Here is a 17319-nt window from a genome sequence, read left to right as displayed (position 1 = left end):
CGCCCCGCCTGCCCGCCCCGCTGCGCGCCGCGGTGGGGGACGCCGTCGCCGCCACGGCCGACCTGGTGCGGGAGGCGGTGGCGCCCGAGGCCGCGGCGCGGCGGATCGATGCGGCGCTGGCCCAGGCGGTGAGGGTGGCGCCGGAGGTGGCCGCCGCGCTCTCCGGCCTGCGCATGGCGCTGCTGCCGGCGCTGCCGCCGCCCGAGCTGCTGCCGCACCCCACCGCGCCACGGATGGCCGCCGCATGAGCCTCGCCGAGTTCGACCTGTTCGGCCTGTTCATCCCCGGCCTGCTGATCTGGGGATTGCTGGCGCTGCTGCTGACCGGCCTGCTGCATCGCGGGCTGGACCGCCTCGGCTTCTACCGCCTGGTCTGGCACCCGCCGTTGTTCGATGCGGCGGCCTTCGTCCTGCTGCTCGGCGGCGTCGTCGCCCTGACCTGGAGTTTCCAATGAAGCGCCCGCTCGCCGGCATTGCCCTCACCCTCGCCGCGGTCATCCTGGCGGGCTTCGCCGGCTGGCGGCTGTGGACCTACTACATGCTGGATCCCTGGACGCGGGACGGGCGGGTGCGGGCGGATGTCGTTGGGATCGCCGCCGACGTCTCCGGCCTGGTCGCCACGGTCCGCGTGCGCGACAACCAGCCGGTGCAGCAAGGCGAGGTGCTGTTCGAGATCGACCGCGCCCGGTTCGAGCTGGCAGTGCAGCAGGCCGATGCCGCGGCGCTCGCCCGCTGGAGCGCGCTGCAGCAGGCGCAGCGCGATGCCCAGCGCGTCGCCCGGCTGGATACCTCCGCCGTCTCCGTGCAGGCGCAGGAACGGGCACGAGCGGAGGCCGAGCAGGCCATGGCCTCCTACCAGCAGGCGGTGGCGGAGCGTGACCTGGCACGGCTGAATCTCGACCGGTCCTGGGTACGGGCGCCGGTGAACGGCGTCGTCACCAACATGGATTTGCGGCCGGGCAATTATGTCGCCGCCGGCCAGGCGGTGTTCGCGCTGGTGGATACCGACACCCTGCGGGTTGAGGGATATTTCGAGGAGACCAAGCTGCCGCGCATCGCGCCGGGGGCGCCGGCCACGGTACGGCTGATGGGCGAGACCCAGCCGATCCGGGGCCGGGTCGAGAGCATCGCCGGCGGCATCGAGGACCGCGAACGCGCCGCCGGGCCCAGCCTGCTGGCGAATGTGAACCCAACCTTCACCTGGGTGCGGCTGGCGCAGCGGGTGCCGGTGCGGATCGCGCTGGAGGAGCCGCCCCCCGGGCTGCGCCTGCTGCCCGGCCGGACCGCGACGGTCAGCATCGGCATGATGCCGGAGACGGCGCCGGACCGGCATGCGGGACGTTGATCACCGCGAATCAGCCGTGGCTTGCGAGAAGCTGGGGCGCTGAATGCCGAGGTTCGCAGGGCCTTCCACGGCCAAGCCACAGAAGGGCAACGGGCAGCGACTGGTCTGACGGGCGCGCGAAGCCGCGCCGAGGCTCCTGAGCGGAGCGGCGGGCGGCCGCCTCGAGCACGCCGCCGCCCGGCCCGGCCGTCAGCCCCCCGCTTGCTCCACACCGCCGGGGCCGGCCCGGGCGCCGGCAGTCTCGAAGACCAGGGTCGCCCCGGCATCCCAGAGGCATAGGATGGCGCTGCCGGGCAGCAGCGATCCGGCGGCATCGGCCGGGCCGCACAGGCAGCGGATCGCCTCGCCCGCTGCGGTGCGGGCTTCCACCACCGTGCTCGGCCCCTGGAAGGTGATGCGGGCGATGGTGGCCGCCAGCGCATTCTCCCACGCGCCGGGGGTGCCGCCGGCCGCGGCGATGCGCAGCCGCTCCGGCCGCACGCCGACCCGCAAGGCCCCGGCAGGTGGCGAGATGCCCTCCGGCAGGTGCAGGGCGCTGCCATCCGCCAGCCGCACGGTGCCGCCCCCGGCCTCGCCGCGCAGCCAGTTCATCTCCCCGACGAAATCGGCGACGAAGGGCGTGGCGGGGCGGTCATAGATCTCCCGCGCCGTGCCCACCTGCTCCAGCCCGCCATCGCGCATGACGGTGATACGGTCGGCCAGCACCACCGCCTCCTCCTGGTCATGCGTCACGCAGAGGAAGGTGGTCCCCACCTCCTCATGGATGCGCTTCAGCTCGCCCTGCATGCGGCGGCGGATCTTGAGATCGAGGGCCGAGAGCGGCTCATCCAGCAGCAGCACGGCGGGGCGGTTGACCAGGGCGCGGGCCAGGGCGATGCGCTGCTGCTCGCCGCCGCTCAGCGTCTCCGGCTGGCGCGGGCCGAAACTGGCCAGACCCACCAGCGCCAGCGCCTCGGCCACCCGTTGCTTCACCTCCGCCGCCGGCACCTTCTTGCGGCGCAGCCCATAGGCGATGTTGTCGAACACCGTCATGTGCGGGAACAGGGCATAGTTCTGGAAGACGGTGTTGATGTTGCGGCGGTAGGGCGGCACCGTTGTCACATCCTCGCCCTGCAGCCGCACGCTGCCGCTGTCCGGCTGCTCGAAGCCGGCGGCGATCTTCAGCAGCGTGGATTTGCCGGAGCCGCTCGGCCCCAGCACGGCGATGAACTCGCCCGGCTGCACCGCCAGCGAGACCTGCCGCAGCACCTGCCTGCCACGGAAGCCCTTGTCGATGCCGATCAGCTCCAGATCCGGGCGACGCAACAGCTTCATCCAGGCACTCCTGCCAGCGCGGCCCGGCCTCGCCGCCCGCGCCTCAACCGCCCAGGCGGTGCTTGATCTCGGCCCAGCGGTCGATGATCGGCAGCAGCTTGTCCCTGCCCTCGGCCGGCAGGCTGAAGGTCACGCGGTCGACGCCGATCTCCTCGCAGTATTTCAGCCGGTCGATCTCCTCGGGGACGCGGAAGATGGTGATCGGCAAGCTGGCAGGGTCGCGCCCGGCCTCCTTCGCCATGCTGCGGAATTTGTCGATCAGCACGCCGACGCCGTCCTTCTCCAGCCGGTCGGCGCGCGGGATCCAGCCATTGCCGTAGCGGATGGCCCGCCGGGCCGCATAGGGGAAGGCGCCGCCGACGATGATGGGCGGATGCGGCGTCTGCACCGGCTTCGGCCATTGCTTCATCTTGTCGAAGTTGACGAATTCGCCGTGGTACTCGGGCTCCTCCTGCGTCCAGATCGCCTGCATGGCCTCGATCCGCTCGCGCGCCAGCTTGTGGCGGGTGGCGAAGGCGGTGCCGTGGTTCTCGATCTCGTCCTGGTTCCAGCCATTGCCGACGCCGAACAGGAACCGCCCTTTGGAAAGCTGGTCGATCGTCGAGACCATTTTCGCCGTCACGATCGGGTCCCGCTGCGTCACCAGCGCGATGCCCGTGCCGATCCGCAGCCTCGTCGTCACCGTGGCTGCCGCATTCAGCGCCAGGAACGGATCCATGATGTCGTAATAAGGCCGGATCAGCGGCCCGCCGCCGGGATAGGGCGTCCTGCGGGAGGAAGGGATATGGGTGTGCTCGGGCACCCACAGGGATTCGAAGCCCCGCTCCTCCAGCACTTGGCCAAGCTCGGCGGGATGCATCGAGTCCGCCGTGAAGAACATCACGGCGCCGATCTTCAGCATCGCCATCTCCTCCGTTTTGCCCGGATTCTGCGCCGCCCTGCGGGCGGTGTGTCAAGGCGCCTCGGGGGATGGCTGCCGTCTAACGCTCCTTCCAGGGCGAGTCCTGCCAGATCTGGCGGAAGCGCGCTTCCTCCCGGCGCAGCCGGGCGAACCAGGCCGCGCCCTCCTCGTAGATCGGCACGGTGAACCGGCTTTCCACCTGACGGATGAATTCCGGGTCCTTGGCGATGTCGGCGGTCGCCTCGACCAGACGGGCGACGACGCTAGGCGGCGTTCCGGCCGGCAGCACAAGGCCGCGTTCCGAGCCCATCTCCACTGGAAAGCCCAGTTCCTTCAGCGTCGGCACCTGCGGCTGGAAGGGGCTGCGGGCGGCGCTGGCCTGAGCGAGCATGCGCATCTTGTCCGGCGCTGCCGTGACGGCGCCGAGGTTGAGGCCGATCAGATCCACCTCCCGCCCCAGCAGCGCGGTCCGCAGCCCCGGATCGCCCTGATAGACCACATGGGTCAGCCGGATGCCTGCCGCCTTCTCCAGCAGCACGAGCTGCATGTGGTCATCCGAGCCGACGCCCGGCGAGGCATAGGTGATGCTGCCAGGCGCCGCCTTCGCCTTCTCGATGACATCCCCGAGCGTGCGGTATGGGCTGTCCACATGGGTGGTGATGGCCGCGGGATCGGTGACGATATTGGCCAGCGGCACGAAGTCGCTCAACTTGAACTGCGCCTGCCGCTCGATGGGGATGGTCAGCAGGCCCGGGTAGTTGGTGGTGCCGATGGTGTGCCCGTCCGGCCGCGCCCGGGCGGTGGCACCGAGGGCCAGCTCGCCCCCTGCGCCGGGCCGGTTGCTGACGACCACGGTGCCGCCCAGGCGCTGCTCCAGCGCCCTTGCATAGCTGCGCGCATCGAGATCGGTGCCGCCACCGGCGGTGAAGCCGACGATGATCTCGATCGGCCGCTCCGGAAAGCGCGTCGCCTGCGCCAGCGCCGGGACCGGCAGGGCGAGTCCCGCTGCTGTCAACAGCGCGCGCCGGCGTGCGATGGGGCCGGCCGCCATCCCTTTGTTCTGCATCGAAGGTTCCGCTCCCTTTACCGACATGGTGGCGGAGGGACCGGCCGCCGGCAACGGCTTCCTGGCAGGCCAGGCCGGGCTGGCCGGCGCCGGCCCACCACGCGGCCATCCATCCCCGTGGGTGCGGGGCAGGACGCCCTCGGTCGCCGCGAGGCTGGGGCCATGCGGAGCTTGAGATCAGCTCAGGCTGTCCTCGTAGTCGCGCCAGATGCTGGGCTCCAGGCGCAGCCAGTCCGCGGCCGGATACCGCGCGTGCCAATGCGCGGCACAGCCGCCCGCCGTCGCCAGCCAGACGCCGGGATGGGCCCGCACCTCCGCCAGGAACCCATCCAGCATCCGCAGCCGATGCGGAAAGCCGATGGCATGGGGATGCACCACCATGCTGAACTGCCTGCCCCGCTTGTACTGCGCCGCGAACTCCGCACGGCAATTGCGGAAATAGTCGTCGGCATGCTCCAGCCCCGTGCCCTTGGCCGGGAAGAGCAGAAAGAACTGGTCGTCGAAGTGATAGTAGTAGGGCAGCACCAGCATCGCCTGGCGCGCCGCCGCATCCGTCACCCACCAATGCGGCAGGTCATCGGCCATGCCATTGCCCATATAGGCATAGCCGGCCTGCCGCAGCAGTGACATGGTGGCGCCGCTCACCGCGCCGCCGGCGAATTTGTCGCCCGGGCGCGCCAGGGAATACCAGCCCTGCGGGCGCGCGCCGCAGGCCGCTGCGATGGCCTCCGTGGTGCGGCCCAGCCGCGCCTTCTCCTCCTCCGGCGAGAGCGCGCTCACATCCTCATGCAGCCAGCCATGCGCGGCGATCTCATGCCCCGCCTCGGCCAGCGCCTTGATGCGCGGCGCATGAATGGCCGCCATGGCGCCCGGCACGGCGAAGGTGGCGCGCACCCCATGCTTCGCCAGCACGCCCAGCAGCGCATCCAGCCCGCCATGCATCCCGTACTGCGCATCCGGCGTTGCCAGGTCGGCGGGCTTGATCCCCTCCTCCCCGCAGGGCGGCGAGAGGTCCACCGTCAGCGTCATGCAGAGCTGCGCGCCTTCCGGCCAGCATACCTCCGCATCCGCCAGGCTGCGCTCGTCGGAAATGGTGTAGCGATCCTTCCAGGGCATATCCCCCTCCCCTTCAGCGTGGCGGGCAGGCGGCGAGGCAATGCCGCGCCACCGCTTCGCAGCTCGGGAACCAGACCCCGGGCAATTGCTTCATCCGCGTGAACAGCCGGTCCAGCATCGCAATGCGGAGCGCTCGGCCGGAGACGAAGGGGTGCAGGCAGATATTCAGGTAGCCGCCCACCTCGTATTGCTGCAGGAAGGCGTCCCACCACATCGCCTCCACCCGGTCGGGGTCGGTGATGCGCTGCGCCGCGTTCTCGCTGTTCAGCCAGGCGAAGTTGAAGAACATCGCGTCATCGATGGCGTAGTGGAAGGGCAGGTTCAGCAGCGGGCCGGCGCCGTCCTTCTCGAAGATGTAGTGCGGGCGGTGGTCCGGCACCTCGTGGGAGTTGTAGAGAAAGCCTTCCTCCCGCAGCAGCGCCGGCGTGTGCCAGCTGCGCGTGCCGATCGGACGGCGGCCGGTCAGCCGCTCCAGCGCGGCGGCGGCCCGGCGCAGATGCGCCCGCTCCACCTCGGGCTCCTTCGGCACGCGGTGTTCCCACATATGGTCGGCCACCTCATGCCCCGCCGCCGCTGCAGCGCGCACCGCCTGCGGATAGAGCTCGCAGATCCGCCCCGGGGTGAAGATGGTGGCCTGGATGCCGTGCTGCCCGAACAGCTCCAGCAGCCGCCAGATGCCGACGCGCCCGCCGAATTCCCCCTTGGCGAGCTGCATTGGCGGCTCCCCCAGCAGCCGGCGCAGCAGCATGGCGTCGAAATCCGCGGTGACGTTCACCGCGATGCGCGCTCCCTCCGGCCAGGCGATGCGCTCGATCACCTGATGCCGCCGAGCGGTGGTTTCCGCCGCCGCGCGCAGCGCCTCCAGCTCCTCCGTCATCACCGGCCTCCTGCCACGTCCAGGGTCACGCCGGTGACATAGCTGGCTTCGTCGGAGGCCAGGTAGAGCACCGCATTGGCGATATCCACCGGCTCGCCGATCCGCGCCATCGGCACCATGCGGGAGGGCGGATGGAGCAGCGTCTTCTCCATCTCGGCGAAGAGCGGCGAGGTGCGCGGCGTGGCGATGGGCCCCGGCGCCACGGCGTTGACGCGGATGTTGTAGGGCGCCACTTCCAGCGCGACGTCGCGGATGAAGCCGTGGATGCCGGCCTTGGCCGTGGAATAGGCCGCGGCGCCGCTATGCTCCGCAGACCAGGGCGTGCCTTCCTTCGCGCCGGAGGACATGCAGATGATAGCGCCGCAGCGCCGCTCCATCATCCCCGGCAGCACCGCGCGGGTGCACAGGAAGGCCGAGCGCAGGTTGAGGCGCAGGGTGAAATCCCAGGCCTCGACCGACATTTCCCAGATCTTCTGGTTGCGGCTGCCGCCGACATTGTTCACCAGCACGTCCGCGGGGCCGAGTTCCGCCGCGATGCGGGCGAAGCCCTGCTGCACCATGGATTCCTCGGTGACATCGCCCTGGATGGCCAGCGCGTCCAGCTCCTCCGCCACCGTGGCAAGGCCCGCCGCATCGATGTCGAACAGGGCGAGGCGCGCGCCCTCCGCCTTCAGGCGGCGGGCGATCGCCTCGCCCAAGCCATTGGCCGCGCCGGTGACGACGGCGAGCCTGTCCTGCATCCGCCCCATACCCCGCTCTCCCCTCCTGCAACCGCGTGCAGGATGGCATGGGATGATGCGGCGGTCAGGCCGTCAGCGCGGCGAGGAGGTGCCGCCCTGCCCCGGCTGGTTGCCGCTGCCCACGCCGCCGCTGCCGCCCGGCTGCATCGGCGTCGGCGTGCCCGCGCCGGTGGAGGGGCTGTTCAGCTGGCCGGTGGGCGAGCCGGCGGAAGGGCGCATCGGGTCACCGGCTGTCCTGGCACCCGGGCTGCCACCCTGGTTGCAGGCCGCGAGGGTGAGGAGGAGCGCCATCCCGGCAAGAATGGTTCTTGGCATTGATCCGTCCCTGGTTGCAAGCCTAGGCGCAACGGCGCTCAGGGGAAACGGTTCCCCGGAAAAGCGCCAGCGGGATCGGCAGCGCAAGCCCGGCCGCGCAGCCGGTGGATGGGTCTGGCCATGCCGCCAGCCTCAGCCGGGGGCTCGCTATGCCCGTATCTCCGGGCGCTGCCTTCGGCAAAGGCAAGGCGCACCCTTCGCCAGGGCGAAACTCATGCCCGTAGATCACGGGCATGATCGAAAGGCTCAGCTCGCCGGCGCCGCCAGCGCCGCCTCGATCGCCTGCAGCAGCGCAGGCGCATCCGGCTCCACCTGGCTGCGGAAGCCGTGAACGGTACGGCCGTCCCGCGCCACCAGATACTTATGGAAATTCCAGCGCGGCGGCCCACCGCCACGGTCGGCAAGGAAGCGGAAGAAGGGGTGCGTTTCCGCGCCCCGCACATGCATCAGCGCCGTCATCGGGAACTCCACGTTGTAGGTGGAGTCGCAGAAGGCCTTGACCGTCGCGTTGTCGGCGCTCTCCTGGTTGAAGTCCTGGGAAGGCACGCCGAGCACCACCAGGCCACGCGGGCGGTAGGCACTGTATAGCTTCTGCAGCCCGGCATATTGCGGGGTGAAGCCGCAGAAGCTGGCAGTGTTCACCACCAGCACCGGCTTGCCGCGCCATTGCCCGAGATCGAGCGGCCCGCCCTCGATCGCCTCCAGTTGGAAGTCGAAGGCATCGCCTGCCAGCGCCTTCCCCGCCATCAGCATGCCTGCCATCGCCAGCGCCGCGCGGCGCGTCCAGCTAGCCATAGCGCTGCTCCTGCCAAGGGTCGCCGAAATTATGGTAGCCGCGCACCTCCCAGAAACCGGGTCGGTCATCGCGCAGCAGCTCGATCCGCGTCACCCATTTCGGGCTCTTCCAGAAATAGAGGCGCGGGATCACCACGCGCACCGGGCCGCCATGCTGGCGAGTGAGCGGCTTGCCCTCCCAGCTATGCGCCAGCAGCACCTCGTCGCGGGTGAACTCCTCCAGCGGCACATTGGTGGTGTAGCCGTCATAGGAGGTGAAGGAGACGAAGCGCGCCTCCTCCTTCGGCCGGGCCATCGCCACCAGCTCCTTCGCCAGCACGCCCTGCCAGTGGTTGTCGTAGCGGCTCCATTGCGTCACGCAATGGATGTCGTTGGTCAGCTCGGTCTGCGGCAGGGCCATGAACTCGTCCAGCGTCAGCCGCACCGGCGCCTGCACCAGCCCCTCCACCCTGAGCCGCCAGCGATCCGGCGCCACATCCGGCTGCACGCCGAGGTCGAGCACCGGCCAGTCCTTCACCAGGGTCTGGCCGGGGGGGAGCCGGTCCCGCACGCGGTCGCCCTGGAGGCCGGTGAGCAGCCTGCCCTCCCGCGCCCAGGCCTCCTTGCTCTCGACCAGCTTCTCCCGCAGCTTGCCCGTCAGGGGAACGCTGTCATCCTCGGCCATCGGAACCTCCTTCGTCCCTGTAACCTGCCCTGCGCGGCGGCGGATGCAAGGGCTTGGGCACAGGGAAGCTTTGCCGGATGGCTGCTGAGATCACCACCATTGACTCCCGCTTGGTCTATGAAAATGCATGGCTCCGCCTGCGGGAGGACCGGATCCGCCGGGCGGATGGCAGCCCCGGCCTCTACAGCGTGATGGAGAAGGCGGATTTCGCCGTGGTGGTGCCAGTGGAAGCCGGCCGCATCCATCTGGTGGAGCAGTACCGCTACCCCATCGGCGCCCGCGCTTGGGAATTCCCGCAGGGGATGCGCGACCCGGACGACGCCGACCTCATCGCCTGCGCAGGGCGGGAATTGCTGGAGGAGACCGGGCCGCAGGCGGCGCGGCTGGAGGAGGCGGGCTCCCTGCTGCTCGCGGCCGGCTTCTGCACAGGCCTACAGCATAGTGCTGGCAACCGGCCTCCGCCCCGGCCCGACGGCGCCGGAGAAGGAGGAGCAAGGGCTCATCGCCCGCGATTTCGGCTTGGCGGAGTTCGAGACGATGCTGCGCGACGGGAGGATCCGCGACGCGGCGACGGTGGCGGCCTTCGGCTTGCTGCGGGTGAAGGGGCTGATCTGAGGCAGGATGCTGAGAAGAGCTCTGCCTCCTCAAACTCCACCCGCAAAGGGCCGAAGGGCCCTTTGAACCCTTGAATCCGCCGGTTGAACCGTCAGGGCCGAAACTCGGATCGGGGACCGGGCACTGCCGCCGGTCAGCCCCGGTTTCGCAGCAGCCTCGCCTTGTCCCGCTGCCAGTCCCGCGCCGCGATCGCCGCGCGCTTGTCGTGCTTCTTCTTGCCCTCGGCCAGGCCCAGCAGCACCTTGGCCATGCCGCGCTCGTTGAAGTGGATCTGCATCGGCACCAGTGTTGCGCCCTCACGGGTGATGCTGCCGATCAGCTCCTTTACCTGCTTGCGGTGCAGCAGCAGCTTGCGCGGGCGGCGCGGCTCGAACTGCGCCACCTTGCTGCCGGCCTGCCATTCCGGGATGGTGCAGTTGAACAGCCACAGCTCGCCATCTCGCTCGCCGGCCCAGGCCTCGGAGAGCGTCGCCCGCCCCGAGCGCAGCGACTTCACCTCCGGCCCCACCAGGACCATCCCGGCCTCGACGGTCTCGCCGATCTTGTAGTCGAACCGGGCGCGGCGGTTGGTGGAGGCCACGCCGTGGCTGATCATCCCCTTCTTGCGCGGCTGCGCCATGGCGAACGACGACTATTCCTTCCTGTCAGTTCAGCAGGCCGGCGGAGACCATGGCCTCCCGCACCCGCTTCTTCACCGGCTCGGAGACCGGGGCGAGCGGCAGCCGGCACCTCTCCGTGCCCCTGCCCAGCAGGCTCGCGGCATACTTCACCGGGCCCGGGGAGGTCTCGGCGAAAAGGCTGTCATGCAGCGGCAGCAGGCGGTCCTGGATCGCCATCGCCTCGCCCAGCCGCCCGTCGCGCCAGGCCTTCTGCATCTCGGCGCAGAGCCTTGGCGCGACATTCGCCGTCACGCTGATGCAGCCGACGCCGCCCGCGGCGTTGAAGGCGAGCGCGGTATGGTCCTCGCCCGAGAGCTGGATGAAATCCTCACCGCAGGCGCGCTTCGTGTGCAGCGGCCGGACCAGGTTCGCCGTCGCATCCTTCACGCCGATGATGTTCTTGTGCTTCGCCAGCCGCGCCATGGTCTCCACCGACATGTCGATGACGCTGCGCGGCGGGATGTTGTAGATGAACATGGGGATGTCCACGGCATCGGCGATGGCCGTGAAGTGCAGGAACATCCCCTCCTGCGTCGGCTTGTTGTAGTAGGGCGTCACCACCAGGATGGCGTCGGCGCCGGCCTTCTTCGCATGGCGGGCGAAGTCGATCGCCTCCTCCGTGCTGTTGCTGCCGGCGCCGGCGATGACCGGCACGCGGCCCTTCGCGGCCTCGACACACATCTCGACCACCCGCTTGTGCTCGGCATGCGACAGGGTCGGGCTCTCGCCGGTGGTGCCGACGGGGATCAGCCCCTCGGTGCCTTCGGTGATCTGCCACTCGACCAGGTCCTGGAAGGCTTTCTCGTCCACGGACCCGTCCTGGCGCATCGGCGTGATCAGCGCGACCATCGATCCTTGGAACATTCTGGCGATCCTCCGGGGGCGGGACCGCAGAAGCTAGTGGGCGGCCGGGGCCGGAGCAAGGCCCGGCCCCGCTCCCGCCGGCGGAGGATATGCGGTAGAAGCTCGGCATGCGCCGCCGCGCCCTCCTCGCCCTGGCTTCCCTTCCCGCCCTGCCCCCCCTTCCGGCCCTGGCCCAGGGGGAGGGCGGCCGCGCCCTTGGCCGCCAGGCCATCGCCCTGGCCAATGCCCAGCGCTGGCCGGAGGCCGAGGCCGCCGCCGCCAGCGCCCATCCGCTGCTGGCCAAATACGTCGCCTGGCTGAAGCTGCAGTCCCGCAGCAGCGGCGCCGGGGCGGCGGAAATCATCAGCTTCGCCCTCGGCAACCCGGACTGGCCGGGGCAGGAGACGCTTGGCCGCCGCGTCGAGGAAGCCCTGCTGGCGGAGCCGGATGACGGCCTGGCCGTCCAATGGTTCGCCGCCCGTGCCCCGCGCAGCCTGGACGGCTACCAGCGCCTGGCAGAGGCACTGGGCCGTGCCGGCAAGGCCACGGAAGCCGCCGAGGTGCTGCGCAGCGGCTGGGCCGAATCGCCCGGCGACCCGGCCGCCGAGCCCGCCTTTCTTGGCCGCGCCGCCGGGCTGTTGCAGCCGGAGCAGCATTGGCGCCGCTTCGATCGCCTGGCCCTGGCGCGAGACCAGGCCGGCGCGGTGCGGGTGCTGCCCCTGCTGGCCCCGGACCGCCAGGGGATCGCCGCCGCCCGCCTGGCTTATGCCGCCGACCGGGCGGAGGCGGACCGGCCCGACATCGCCACCTTCGCGCCGACGGATGCGGCGCTCACCGCCGAGCGGGCGCGCTGGCTGCGGCGGCGGGAACGGGATGCCGAGGCCGCCGCCTGCTGGGACGCGCTGCGCGCCACGCCCGACGCCGCGACTGCCCGCGCCGCCTGGCCGGAGCGGCAGATCATGGCCCGCAAGCTGCTGCGCCTGGGCGAGCCGCGCACCGCCTATGCCATCTGCGCCCGCCACGGGATCACCGCCCCTGGCGAGTCGCGTCAGGAGGCGGAGTTCCTCGCCGGCTTCCTCGCCCTGCGGAAGCTGAATGAGCCGGCGGTCGCGGAACGGCATTTCGCCCTGCTGGGGGAGGATAGCCGCAGCGTCATCACCCGCGCCCGCAGCCTCTACTGGCAGGGTCGCGCCGCCGCGGCCCAGGGCGATGCAACCCGCGCCCGGCAGCGATTCGCCGCCGCCGCCGAATTCCCCCTTGCCTTCTACGGCCAGCTCGCCGGTGTGGCGCTGGGGGAAAACGGCACCCTGCTCGCCCGCCGCATTGCCGCCTTGCCCCAGCCCGGCAGCGCGGCCGGCATCGAGGCGCATGAGCTGGCCCAGCTCTGCCGCATCCTGGCGGAGCTGGGCGAAGGGCGCCGCACCCGCACCCTCCTGCTGCGGCTGGAGGAGCTGGCACCGGACCCGGCGGCGAAGGCGGAGGTGGTGCGCTTCGCCCATCGCCTCGGCCGGCCGGACAACGCCGTCTGGGTCGCCCGCCGCGCCGGCGCGGCCGGGCTGATGCTGCCGCGGGAGGGCTGGCCCGCCCCCTACCCTGCTCCGCCCGATGCGCCGGAACCCGCCCTGGTCCACGCCATCGCCCGGCAGGAGAGCAATTTCGACCCGGAGGCGGTCTCCTCCTCCAATGCCCGCGGGCTGATGCAGCTGCTGCCCAGCACCGCCCAGGCGGTGGCCCGCCGGCTTGGCCTGCGGCACGCCCTGCCGATGCTGACCGGCGATCCGGCGCACAACCTTCGCCTCGGCGCCGCCTATCTCGACCAGCTCCTGCTGCGCTTCAGCGGCGCCCTGCCCTTCGCCATCGCCGGCTACAATGCCGGGCCCGGCCGGGTGGATGAATGGCTGGGGAATTACGGCGACCCGCGCGCGGATGGCCCCACCATGCTCGACTGGATGGAGCAGATCCCCTTCGCCGAGACGCGCAACTACGTCCAGCGCGTGCTGGAGAACCTCGCGATCTATCGCACCCAGTCGCCCGCCACCGCCAGCCTCGACCACCCGATGGCCGTCTGGCTGCGGGACGGCGCGTGAGCCCCGGCCTCGGGCTCGCCATGGCGGTGGCAACCATGGGCGGCGTCGGACGGCTGCGGCCCGGCCCTGGTACCTGGGCCTCCGCCCTGGTGCTGCCGGCGGTGCTGCTCGGGCCGCTCGGCTGCCTGGCCCTCGGCCTGGTGCTGTGGGCGGTGGGGTTTTGGGCGACGCAGCGGATCCTGGGGGAGGACACCGCCGCCGATCCTGCCTGGGTGGTGGTGGATGAAGGTGCCGGACAGGCCCTGGCGCTCGCCGCCCTGCCGGTGGGGGCCGGCGTCACCGGCGCCGCGCTCGCCTTCCTGCTCTTCCGTATCCTGGATATCGTGAAGCCCGGCCCGGTTGGCTGGGCCGACCGCCGGCATGGTGCCCTCGGCGTCATGCTGGATGACCTGCTGGCCGGCGCCATTGCGGCATGCCTCATCCTGCTGCTGCGCGCCGCCATTCCGGAGGTGCCACTGTGATGCTGCCGCAGGAGACATTGGAGGCGGCACGCGCGCTGCTGGCCTTTCTGGAAGGAAGGGGCGTCACGCTGGCGACGGCGGAAAGCTGCACCGGCGGCCTCATCGCCGCGGCGCTGACCGCCATTCCTGGCAGCTCCGCCGTGGTGACGCACGGCTTCGTCACCTATTCCAATGAGGCGAAGCGGGACGTGCTGGGCGTGCCCTGGGGCGTGCTGGAGGGCTATGGCGCGGTCAGCGAGAGCGTCGCGCGGCGCATGGCCGAAGGCGCGCTGCGGCGCAGCGGCGCGATACTGGCGGTGAGCTGCACCGGCATCGCCGGCCCGGGCGGCGCAACCCCGGGCAAGCCGGTGGGGCTGGTTCATATCGGTGCAGCACGCGCCGACGGAGCGACACGCGTTCTGCGCCGGGTTTTCCCCGGCGACCGCGATGCGGTGCGGGCGGCGACCGTGGCCGAGGCGCTGCGGCTGGTGCACGAACTGGCATAGGGCATCCCGGGCCATCGCCTGACGCGCCGGAAATGCCACATATCAGGGGCTGGCCTGGTTCACGACTGGCACCGTCAGCGTGAAGCCGCTCCAGCCCCGGCATGGGGGGCCCGAGGCCCTCCTGCCGCACCTCGCCGGGTCAGGCGCCGCGGACGGCGCCGAAAATCAGCGAGACCAGGAACAGCACGATGAAGATGGCGAAGAGCACCTTGGCGATGCCGGCCGAGGCCGAGGCGATGCCACCGAAGCCGAACAACCCGGCCACCAGCGCAACAACGAGGAAGATCAGGGTCCAGTACAGCATGGCGGTCTCCCGAAGCGGATGCGGCGGGAGAACGCGACGCAGGCGGGCCGGTTGCGGCGTCGCGACGGCAGCGGCGTCACCGGGACCGCGCCGCGGCCCCGGCGCCCCGCTATAGCGGCCGGACGCCGCGGGTGACGGCCTGGTAGGTGGCGACCGCCAGGGTGGTCGGGTCGAAGGGCTTGGTGATGATGAAGGCGGGCTCCACCGCCTCGCCGGTCAGCAGCCGCTCCGGGAATGCAGTGACGAAGATGACCGGCACGGTGACGTCCCGCAGGATGCGGGCCACTGCCGCCGTGCCGTCGCCGCCGGCGCCGAGATTGATGTCGGCCAGCACCAGGGTCGGCCGTTCCGCCATGGCGATCGCCACCGCATCCGCCTCGGTTGCGGCGATCCCGACGACGCTGTGGCCGCTGCGCTCCACCAGGTCCTGGATGTCGAGCGCAATGATCGGCTCGTCCTCGATGATCAGCACGCGGGCGGCGGCACCGCTGCGCAGCCCGTCCCGTGCCAGCCGCAATTCCAGCTCCGCCGCCGCAGGGGTGATGCGGCACGCCGCCGCGGCGGCGGCCAGGGGCTGCTCCTCCAGCGCCGTCAGCAGCAGCAGCATGCGCTGCAGCAGGGAAACGTCGTGCAGCTCCAGCGTGCCCGCCGCCTCCGTCTCGCGCACCGTATCGCCGATGGCGGTGTAGAGCGCGGCGCGCGCTGCGCCGTCCTCCTGCAAGGTGGCGGCTTCCCCCGCCAGCACCTGGCGCAGCGCATCCGCCACCACCGCATCGCCCTTCGGCTGGCTGCCCGTCAGCGCCCGCGCATAGCGCCGCGCATAGGGAAGGGCACGGATGACGGCCGCCCGATCCACCGCGCTCATGTTCCCACCCCTCCGCTCGCCCGGGCGCCGATCCTCGACCCTGGCCTGCAAGTTGCACGCCTCCACTGGCATGGTGCCATGCTCGCTCCCCGGGATGTCATCCGCTATACCCGCTCCGCATGCTCGCCCCTGCCGTGCTCCGTTGATATTGCTCCGCCAGTGAGGGAACAAGGGACGCCCCCGCCGCTGCGCGACCGCCTCGCGGGATTGTTGCCGGAACTCCGGGCCTTTGCACGTTACCTGTGCGGTAATCGCAGCGAAGCGGACGACCTGGTGCAGGAAGCGCTGCTGCGCACCCTCCGCAGCCTCGAGACGCGCGAGGCTGAATTCCTTTCCGGACAGATCGACCTGCGGGCCTGGGCGCTGGCCGTCATCCGCAACGCCTTCCACGAACAGCTCCGCCGCCGACGGCGGGAGGTGGCGCTGCCCGAGACCCCGGCCGAGGAAGTCGCCACGCCGCCGCTGCAGGAAGAACCCGGCCGGCTGCGGGACCTTTCCCGTGCGCTGGCGGAATTGCCACCGCTGCTGCGCGAGGCGGTGATCCTGGTGGGTGCCCAGGGCCTGCCCTATGCGGAAGCCGCGGCGATCTGCGGCGTGCCGGTCGGCACCATGAAGGCGCGCGTCACCCGCGGCCGCCGACTTCTCGCTGTCGCTCTCGGAGCCGTGACCGGATAACGGCGCCGCGATGCAACCCTGCCCCGCCGGCCTTCATTTCTCAGGGTACGACGCGAGGGGAGCAGCAAGATGGACGGCACGACCAGCATCCAGCCCGAAATGCCGAAGGCGAAGTCGGGGCGTGGCGAATTCCACGGCCAACTTGTCGCCCTGCTGCCGAAACTTCGGGTACAGGCGCTGGCGCTGACGCGGAACCGCGCGGCGGCCGAGGATCTGGTGCAGGACGCGGTGGCGAATGCGCTGGCGGCACAGGACAGCTTCACGCCCGGCACCAATTTCGCGGCCTGGATGCATCGCATCCTGCGCAACCGCTTCATCAGCACGCTGCGCCGGCAGCGCGAGACCACCGATATCGAGGACCTGCCGATGTCGCTCTTCGCGGTGAACGCCGCGCATGAGGACCGGCTGGTGCTGAAGGAGCTGAGCCGCGCCCTGGGCCGGCTGCCCTCCGACCAGCGCGAGGCGCTGTTCATGGTGGTGCTGCAGGGCATGTCCTACGAGGAAGTGGCGGAGACCACGGGCTGCGCCGTGGGCACGGCGAAGAGCCGCGTCTTCCGCGCCCGCCGCCAGCTCCAGGCTTGGCTGACGGGTGAGGAGCGCCCGGCGCCGCGGCCGGAGCGGGATCGCCGGCTTCCCGAAATCGTTACGCCGGGATTCGTTACGGGGGACGTTGGCGAAGATCGCGCCAGCGTTTAGGCTGGCACGATGGGGTGCGCAGCCGCCCGCGCACCCGATAACGAGAGGGCCCGGCAGGGACGCCGATGAGCAAGGCAGAACAGAAGCGGCCGGGCGAGGCAGGAAGCAAGGCCACCGGCCGGCAGGAGCAGGGCGTGGATCAGGCCTTTGACCTCTGGCTGCAGCGCGGGCTGCACCAGTTGTACGACAACGTCGCAAGCGAACCCATTCCCGATGCGCTGCTGAAGCTCATCGAGGAGGATCGCGAGGCGCGAGAGCAGGGCGAGTAGCTCCGGGGATGCCGCCGGCGGGACGGCCGGTCGGCCCCCATGCTGCGACAGCACGGCATCCCAGGCCAGCCCTACGGTCCAGCCGGGCGCTGTCTCAGCTTGGCTCGTCTTGCGTGATGCGCGGGGCGTATCCGCCCCCCTGCGACGTGGAAATCGTGACGTAACGGAGCCGACGATGCGCTGCGCGGCAAGGCAGTGGGCCTTGCCGCGCGTCGTCATTCCCAAAGC

The 17319-nt window shown here is 71.0% G+C and carries 23 protein-coding genes and 1 pseudogene; 11 read left to right on the top strand and 13 right to left on the bottom strand.

Going from position 1 to position 17319, the window contains the following annotated elements; genetic code table 11:
- The 3 genes from NJ376_RS13550 to NJ376_RS13540 form a co-directional block, all read left to right on the top strand.
- The coding region (locus tag NJ376_RS13550) for a hypothetical protein (RefSeq protein ID WP_252953803.1) at positions 1-248 on the top strand (248 nt) is incomplete at its 5' end.
- A complete protein-coding gene (locus NJ376_RS13545; RefSeq protein ID WP_252953802.1) occupies positions 245-454 on the top strand; it encodes a DUF1656 domain-containing protein in 210 nt (69 codons plus the stop codon). The genes NJ376_RS13550 and NJ376_RS13545, both read left to right, overlap by 4 nt.
- Complete coding sequence (locus tag NJ376_RS13540) at positions 451-1344, top strand: efflux RND transporter periplasmic adaptor subunit (RefSeq protein ID WP_252953801.1); 894 nt, start codon at positions 451-453, stop codon at positions 1342-1344. The genes NJ376_RS13545 and NJ376_RS13540 overlap by 4 nt, the downstream gene beginning before the upstream one ends.
- A gap of 189 nt (positions 1345-1533) precedes the next feature.
- On the opposite strand, the gene NJ376_RS13535 is transcribed toward NJ376_RS13540, so the two are convergent.
- The 9 genes from NJ376_RS13535 to NJ376_RS13495 all read right to left on the bottom strand — a co-directional run bounded on the left by NJ376_RS13535 (position 1534) and on the right by NJ376_RS13495 (position 9132).
- Complete coding sequence (locus tag NJ376_RS13535; RefSeq protein WP_252953800.1) at positions 1534-2658, bottom strand: ABC transporter ATP-binding protein; 1125 nt, start codon at positions 2656-2658, stop codon at positions 1534-1536.
- Between the two features lie 43 nt (positions 2659-2701).
- Positions 2702-3559, bottom strand: a complete 858-nt coding sequence (locus NJ376_RS13530; RefSeq protein WP_252953799.1) for an LLM class F420-dependent oxidoreductase — start codon at positions 3557-3559, stop codon at positions 2702-2704.
- A 79-nt stretch (positions 3560-3638) separates the two neighbouring features.
- A complete protein-coding gene (locus tag NJ376_RS13525) occupies positions 3639-4625 on the bottom strand; it encodes a tripartite tricarboxylate transporter substrate binding protein (protein WP_252953798.1) in 987 nt (328 codons plus the stop codon).
- 177 nt (positions 4626-4802) lie between these two features.
- Positions 4803-5741, bottom strand: a complete 939-nt coding sequence (locus tag NJ376_RS13520) for a polysaccharide deacetylase family protein (protein WP_252953797.1) — start codon at positions 5739-5741, stop codon at positions 4803-4805.
- Positions 5742-5754: 13 nt separating this feature from the next.
- Complete coding sequence (locus NJ376_RS13515; RefSeq protein WP_252953796.1) at positions 5755-6618, bottom strand: polysaccharide deacetylase family protein; 864 nt, start codon at positions 6616-6618, stop codon at positions 5755-5757.
- The gene (locus tag NJ376_RS13510; protein WP_252953795.1) at positions 6618-7358 is read right to left on the bottom strand and encodes an SDR family NAD(P)-dependent oxidoreductase; all 741 of its coding nucleotides are present in this window, start codon (positions 7356-7358) and stop codon (positions 6618-6620) included. The genes NJ376_RS13515 and NJ376_RS13510 overlap by 1 nt, the downstream gene beginning before the upstream one ends.
- Before the next feature lie 72 nt (positions 7359-7430).
- On the bottom strand, positions 7431-7673 hold the full coding sequence (locus NJ376_RS13505; protein ID WP_252953794.1) for a hypothetical protein: 243 nt from the start codon (positions 7671-7673) through the stop codon (positions 7431-7433).
- 246 nt (positions 7674-7919) lie between these two features.
- Positions 7920-8468 carry a glutathione peroxidase gene (locus NJ376_RS13500; protein ID WP_252953793.1) on the bottom strand — a complete coding sequence of 183 codons (549 nt, stop codon included), beginning with the start codon at positions 8466-8468 and terminating at the stop codon, positions 7920-7922.
- Positions 8461-9132: a sulfite oxidase-like oxidoreductase gene (locus NJ376_RS13495; protein ID WP_252953792.1), complete on the bottom strand. Its 672-nt coding sequence runs from the start codon at positions 9130-9132 to the stop codon at positions 8461-8463. The genes NJ376_RS13500 and NJ376_RS13495 overlap by 8 nt, the downstream gene beginning before the upstream one ends.
- A gap of 77 nt (positions 9133-9209) precedes the next feature.
- On the opposite strand from NJ376_RS13495, the pseudogene NJ376_RS29320 reads away from it, so the two are divergent.
- Positions 9210-9476, top strand: a pseudogene (locus NJ376_RS29320) (ADP-ribose pyrophosphatase); the annotation flags it as partial.
- A gap of 97 nt (positions 9477-9573) precedes the next feature.
- Positions 9574-9747, top strand: coding sequence for an NUDIX hydrolase (locus NJ376_RS13485; protein WP_252953804.1), 174 nt, complete (start codon positions 9574-9576; stop codon positions 9745-9747).
- Positions 9748-9880: 133 nt separating this feature from the next.
- Here NJ376_RS13485 and smpB read toward each other — a convergent pair whose 3' ends face one another.
- Together smpB and dapA are read right to left on the bottom strand one after the other, a co-directional pair.
- Positions 9881-10366, bottom strand: coding sequence for an SsrA-binding protein SmpB (gene smpB / locus NJ376_RS13480; RefSeq protein WP_252953791.1), 486 nt, complete (start codon positions 10364-10366; stop codon positions 9881-9883).
- Between the two features lie 25 nt (positions 10367-10391).
- On the bottom strand, positions 10392-11270 hold the full coding sequence (gene dapA, locus NJ376_RS13475; protein ID WP_252953790.1) for a 4-hydroxy-tetrahydrodipicolinate synthase: 879 nt from the start codon (positions 11268-11270) through the stop codon (positions 10392-10394).
- A gap of 107 nt (positions 11271-11377) precedes the next feature.
- Between dapA and NJ376_RS13470 the strand changes: the two genes are divergently transcribed.
- Genes NJ376_RS13470 through NJ376_RS13460 form a run of 3 tightly spaced genes read left to right on the top strand, consistent with a single transcriptional unit; the run spans position 11378 to position 14282 of the window.
- Positions 11378-13336: a lytic transglycosylase domain-containing protein gene (locus tag NJ376_RS13470; RefSeq protein ID WP_252953789.1), complete on the top strand. Its 1959-nt coding sequence runs from the start codon at positions 11378-11380 to the stop codon at positions 13334-13336.
- Positions 13333-13797 (top strand): phosphatidylglycerophosphatase A family protein, encoded by a 465-nt coding sequence (locus NJ376_RS13465; RefSeq protein ID WP_252953788.1) that lies wholly within the window; start codon positions 13333-13335, stop codon positions 13795-13797. The genes NJ376_RS13470 and NJ376_RS13465 overlap by 4 nt, the downstream gene beginning before the upstream one ends.
- The gene (locus NJ376_RS13460) at positions 13797-14282 is read left to right on the top strand and encodes a CinA family protein (RefSeq protein WP_252953787.1); all 486 of its coding nucleotides are present in this window, start codon (positions 13797-13799) and stop codon (positions 14280-14282) included. The genes NJ376_RS13465 and NJ376_RS13460 overlap by 1 nt, the downstream gene beginning before the upstream one ends.
- Positions 14283-14421: 139 nt before the next feature.
- Here NJ376_RS13460 and NJ376_RS13455 read toward each other — a convergent pair whose 3' ends face one another.
- Both NJ376_RS13455 and NJ376_RS13450 read right to left on the bottom strand, forming a co-directional pair.
- Entirely contained in the window at positions 14422-14586 is a 165-nt protein-coding gene (locus NJ376_RS13455; RefSeq protein ID WP_149537851.1) for a DUF1328 domain-containing protein, read from the bottom strand.
- Positions 14587-14695: 109 nt separating this feature from the next.
- On the bottom strand, positions 14696-15451 hold the full coding sequence (locus NJ376_RS13450; RefSeq protein WP_252953786.1) for a PhyR family response regulator anti-anti-sigma factor: 756 nt from the start codon (positions 15449-15451) through the stop codon (positions 14696-14698).
- Between the two features lie 78 nt (positions 15452-15529).
- On the opposite strand from NJ376_RS13450, the gene NJ376_RS13445 reads away from it, so the two are divergent.
- The 3 genes from NJ376_RS13445 to NJ376_RS13435 all read left to right on the top strand — a co-directional run bounded on the left by NJ376_RS13445 (position 15530) and on the right by NJ376_RS13435 (position 17091).
- Positions 15530-16126 (top strand): sigma-70 family RNA polymerase sigma factor, encoded by a 597-nt coding sequence (locus NJ376_RS13445; RefSeq protein ID WP_252953785.1) that lies wholly within the window; start codon positions 15530-15532, stop codon positions 16124-16126.
- Positions 16127-16225: 99 nt separating this feature from the next.
- Complete coding sequence (locus NJ376_RS13440; RefSeq protein WP_370288258.1) at positions 16226-16822, top strand: sigma-70 family RNA polymerase sigma factor; 597 nt, start codon at positions 16226-16228, stop codon at positions 16820-16822.
- Between the two features lie 65 nt (positions 16823-16887).
- The gene (locus tag NJ376_RS13435; RefSeq protein WP_252953783.1) at positions 16888-17091 is read left to right on the top strand and encodes a NepR family anti-sigma factor; all 204 of its coding nucleotides are present in this window, start codon (positions 16888-16890) and stop codon (positions 17089-17091) included.
- The last annotated feature ends 228 nt before the right edge of the window (positions 17092-17319 follow it).

The sequence above is a fragment of the Siccirubricoccus soli genome (assembly GCF_024178315.1).
In the GTDB taxonomy this organism is placed as follows: domain Bacteria; phylum Pseudomonadota; class Alphaproteobacteria; order Acetobacterales; family Acetobacteraceae; genus Siccirubricoccus; species Siccirubricoccus soli.
The sequence above is the reverse complement of the archived record's forward strand: the minus strand, read 5'-3'. Positions and strand labels throughout refer to the sequence as shown.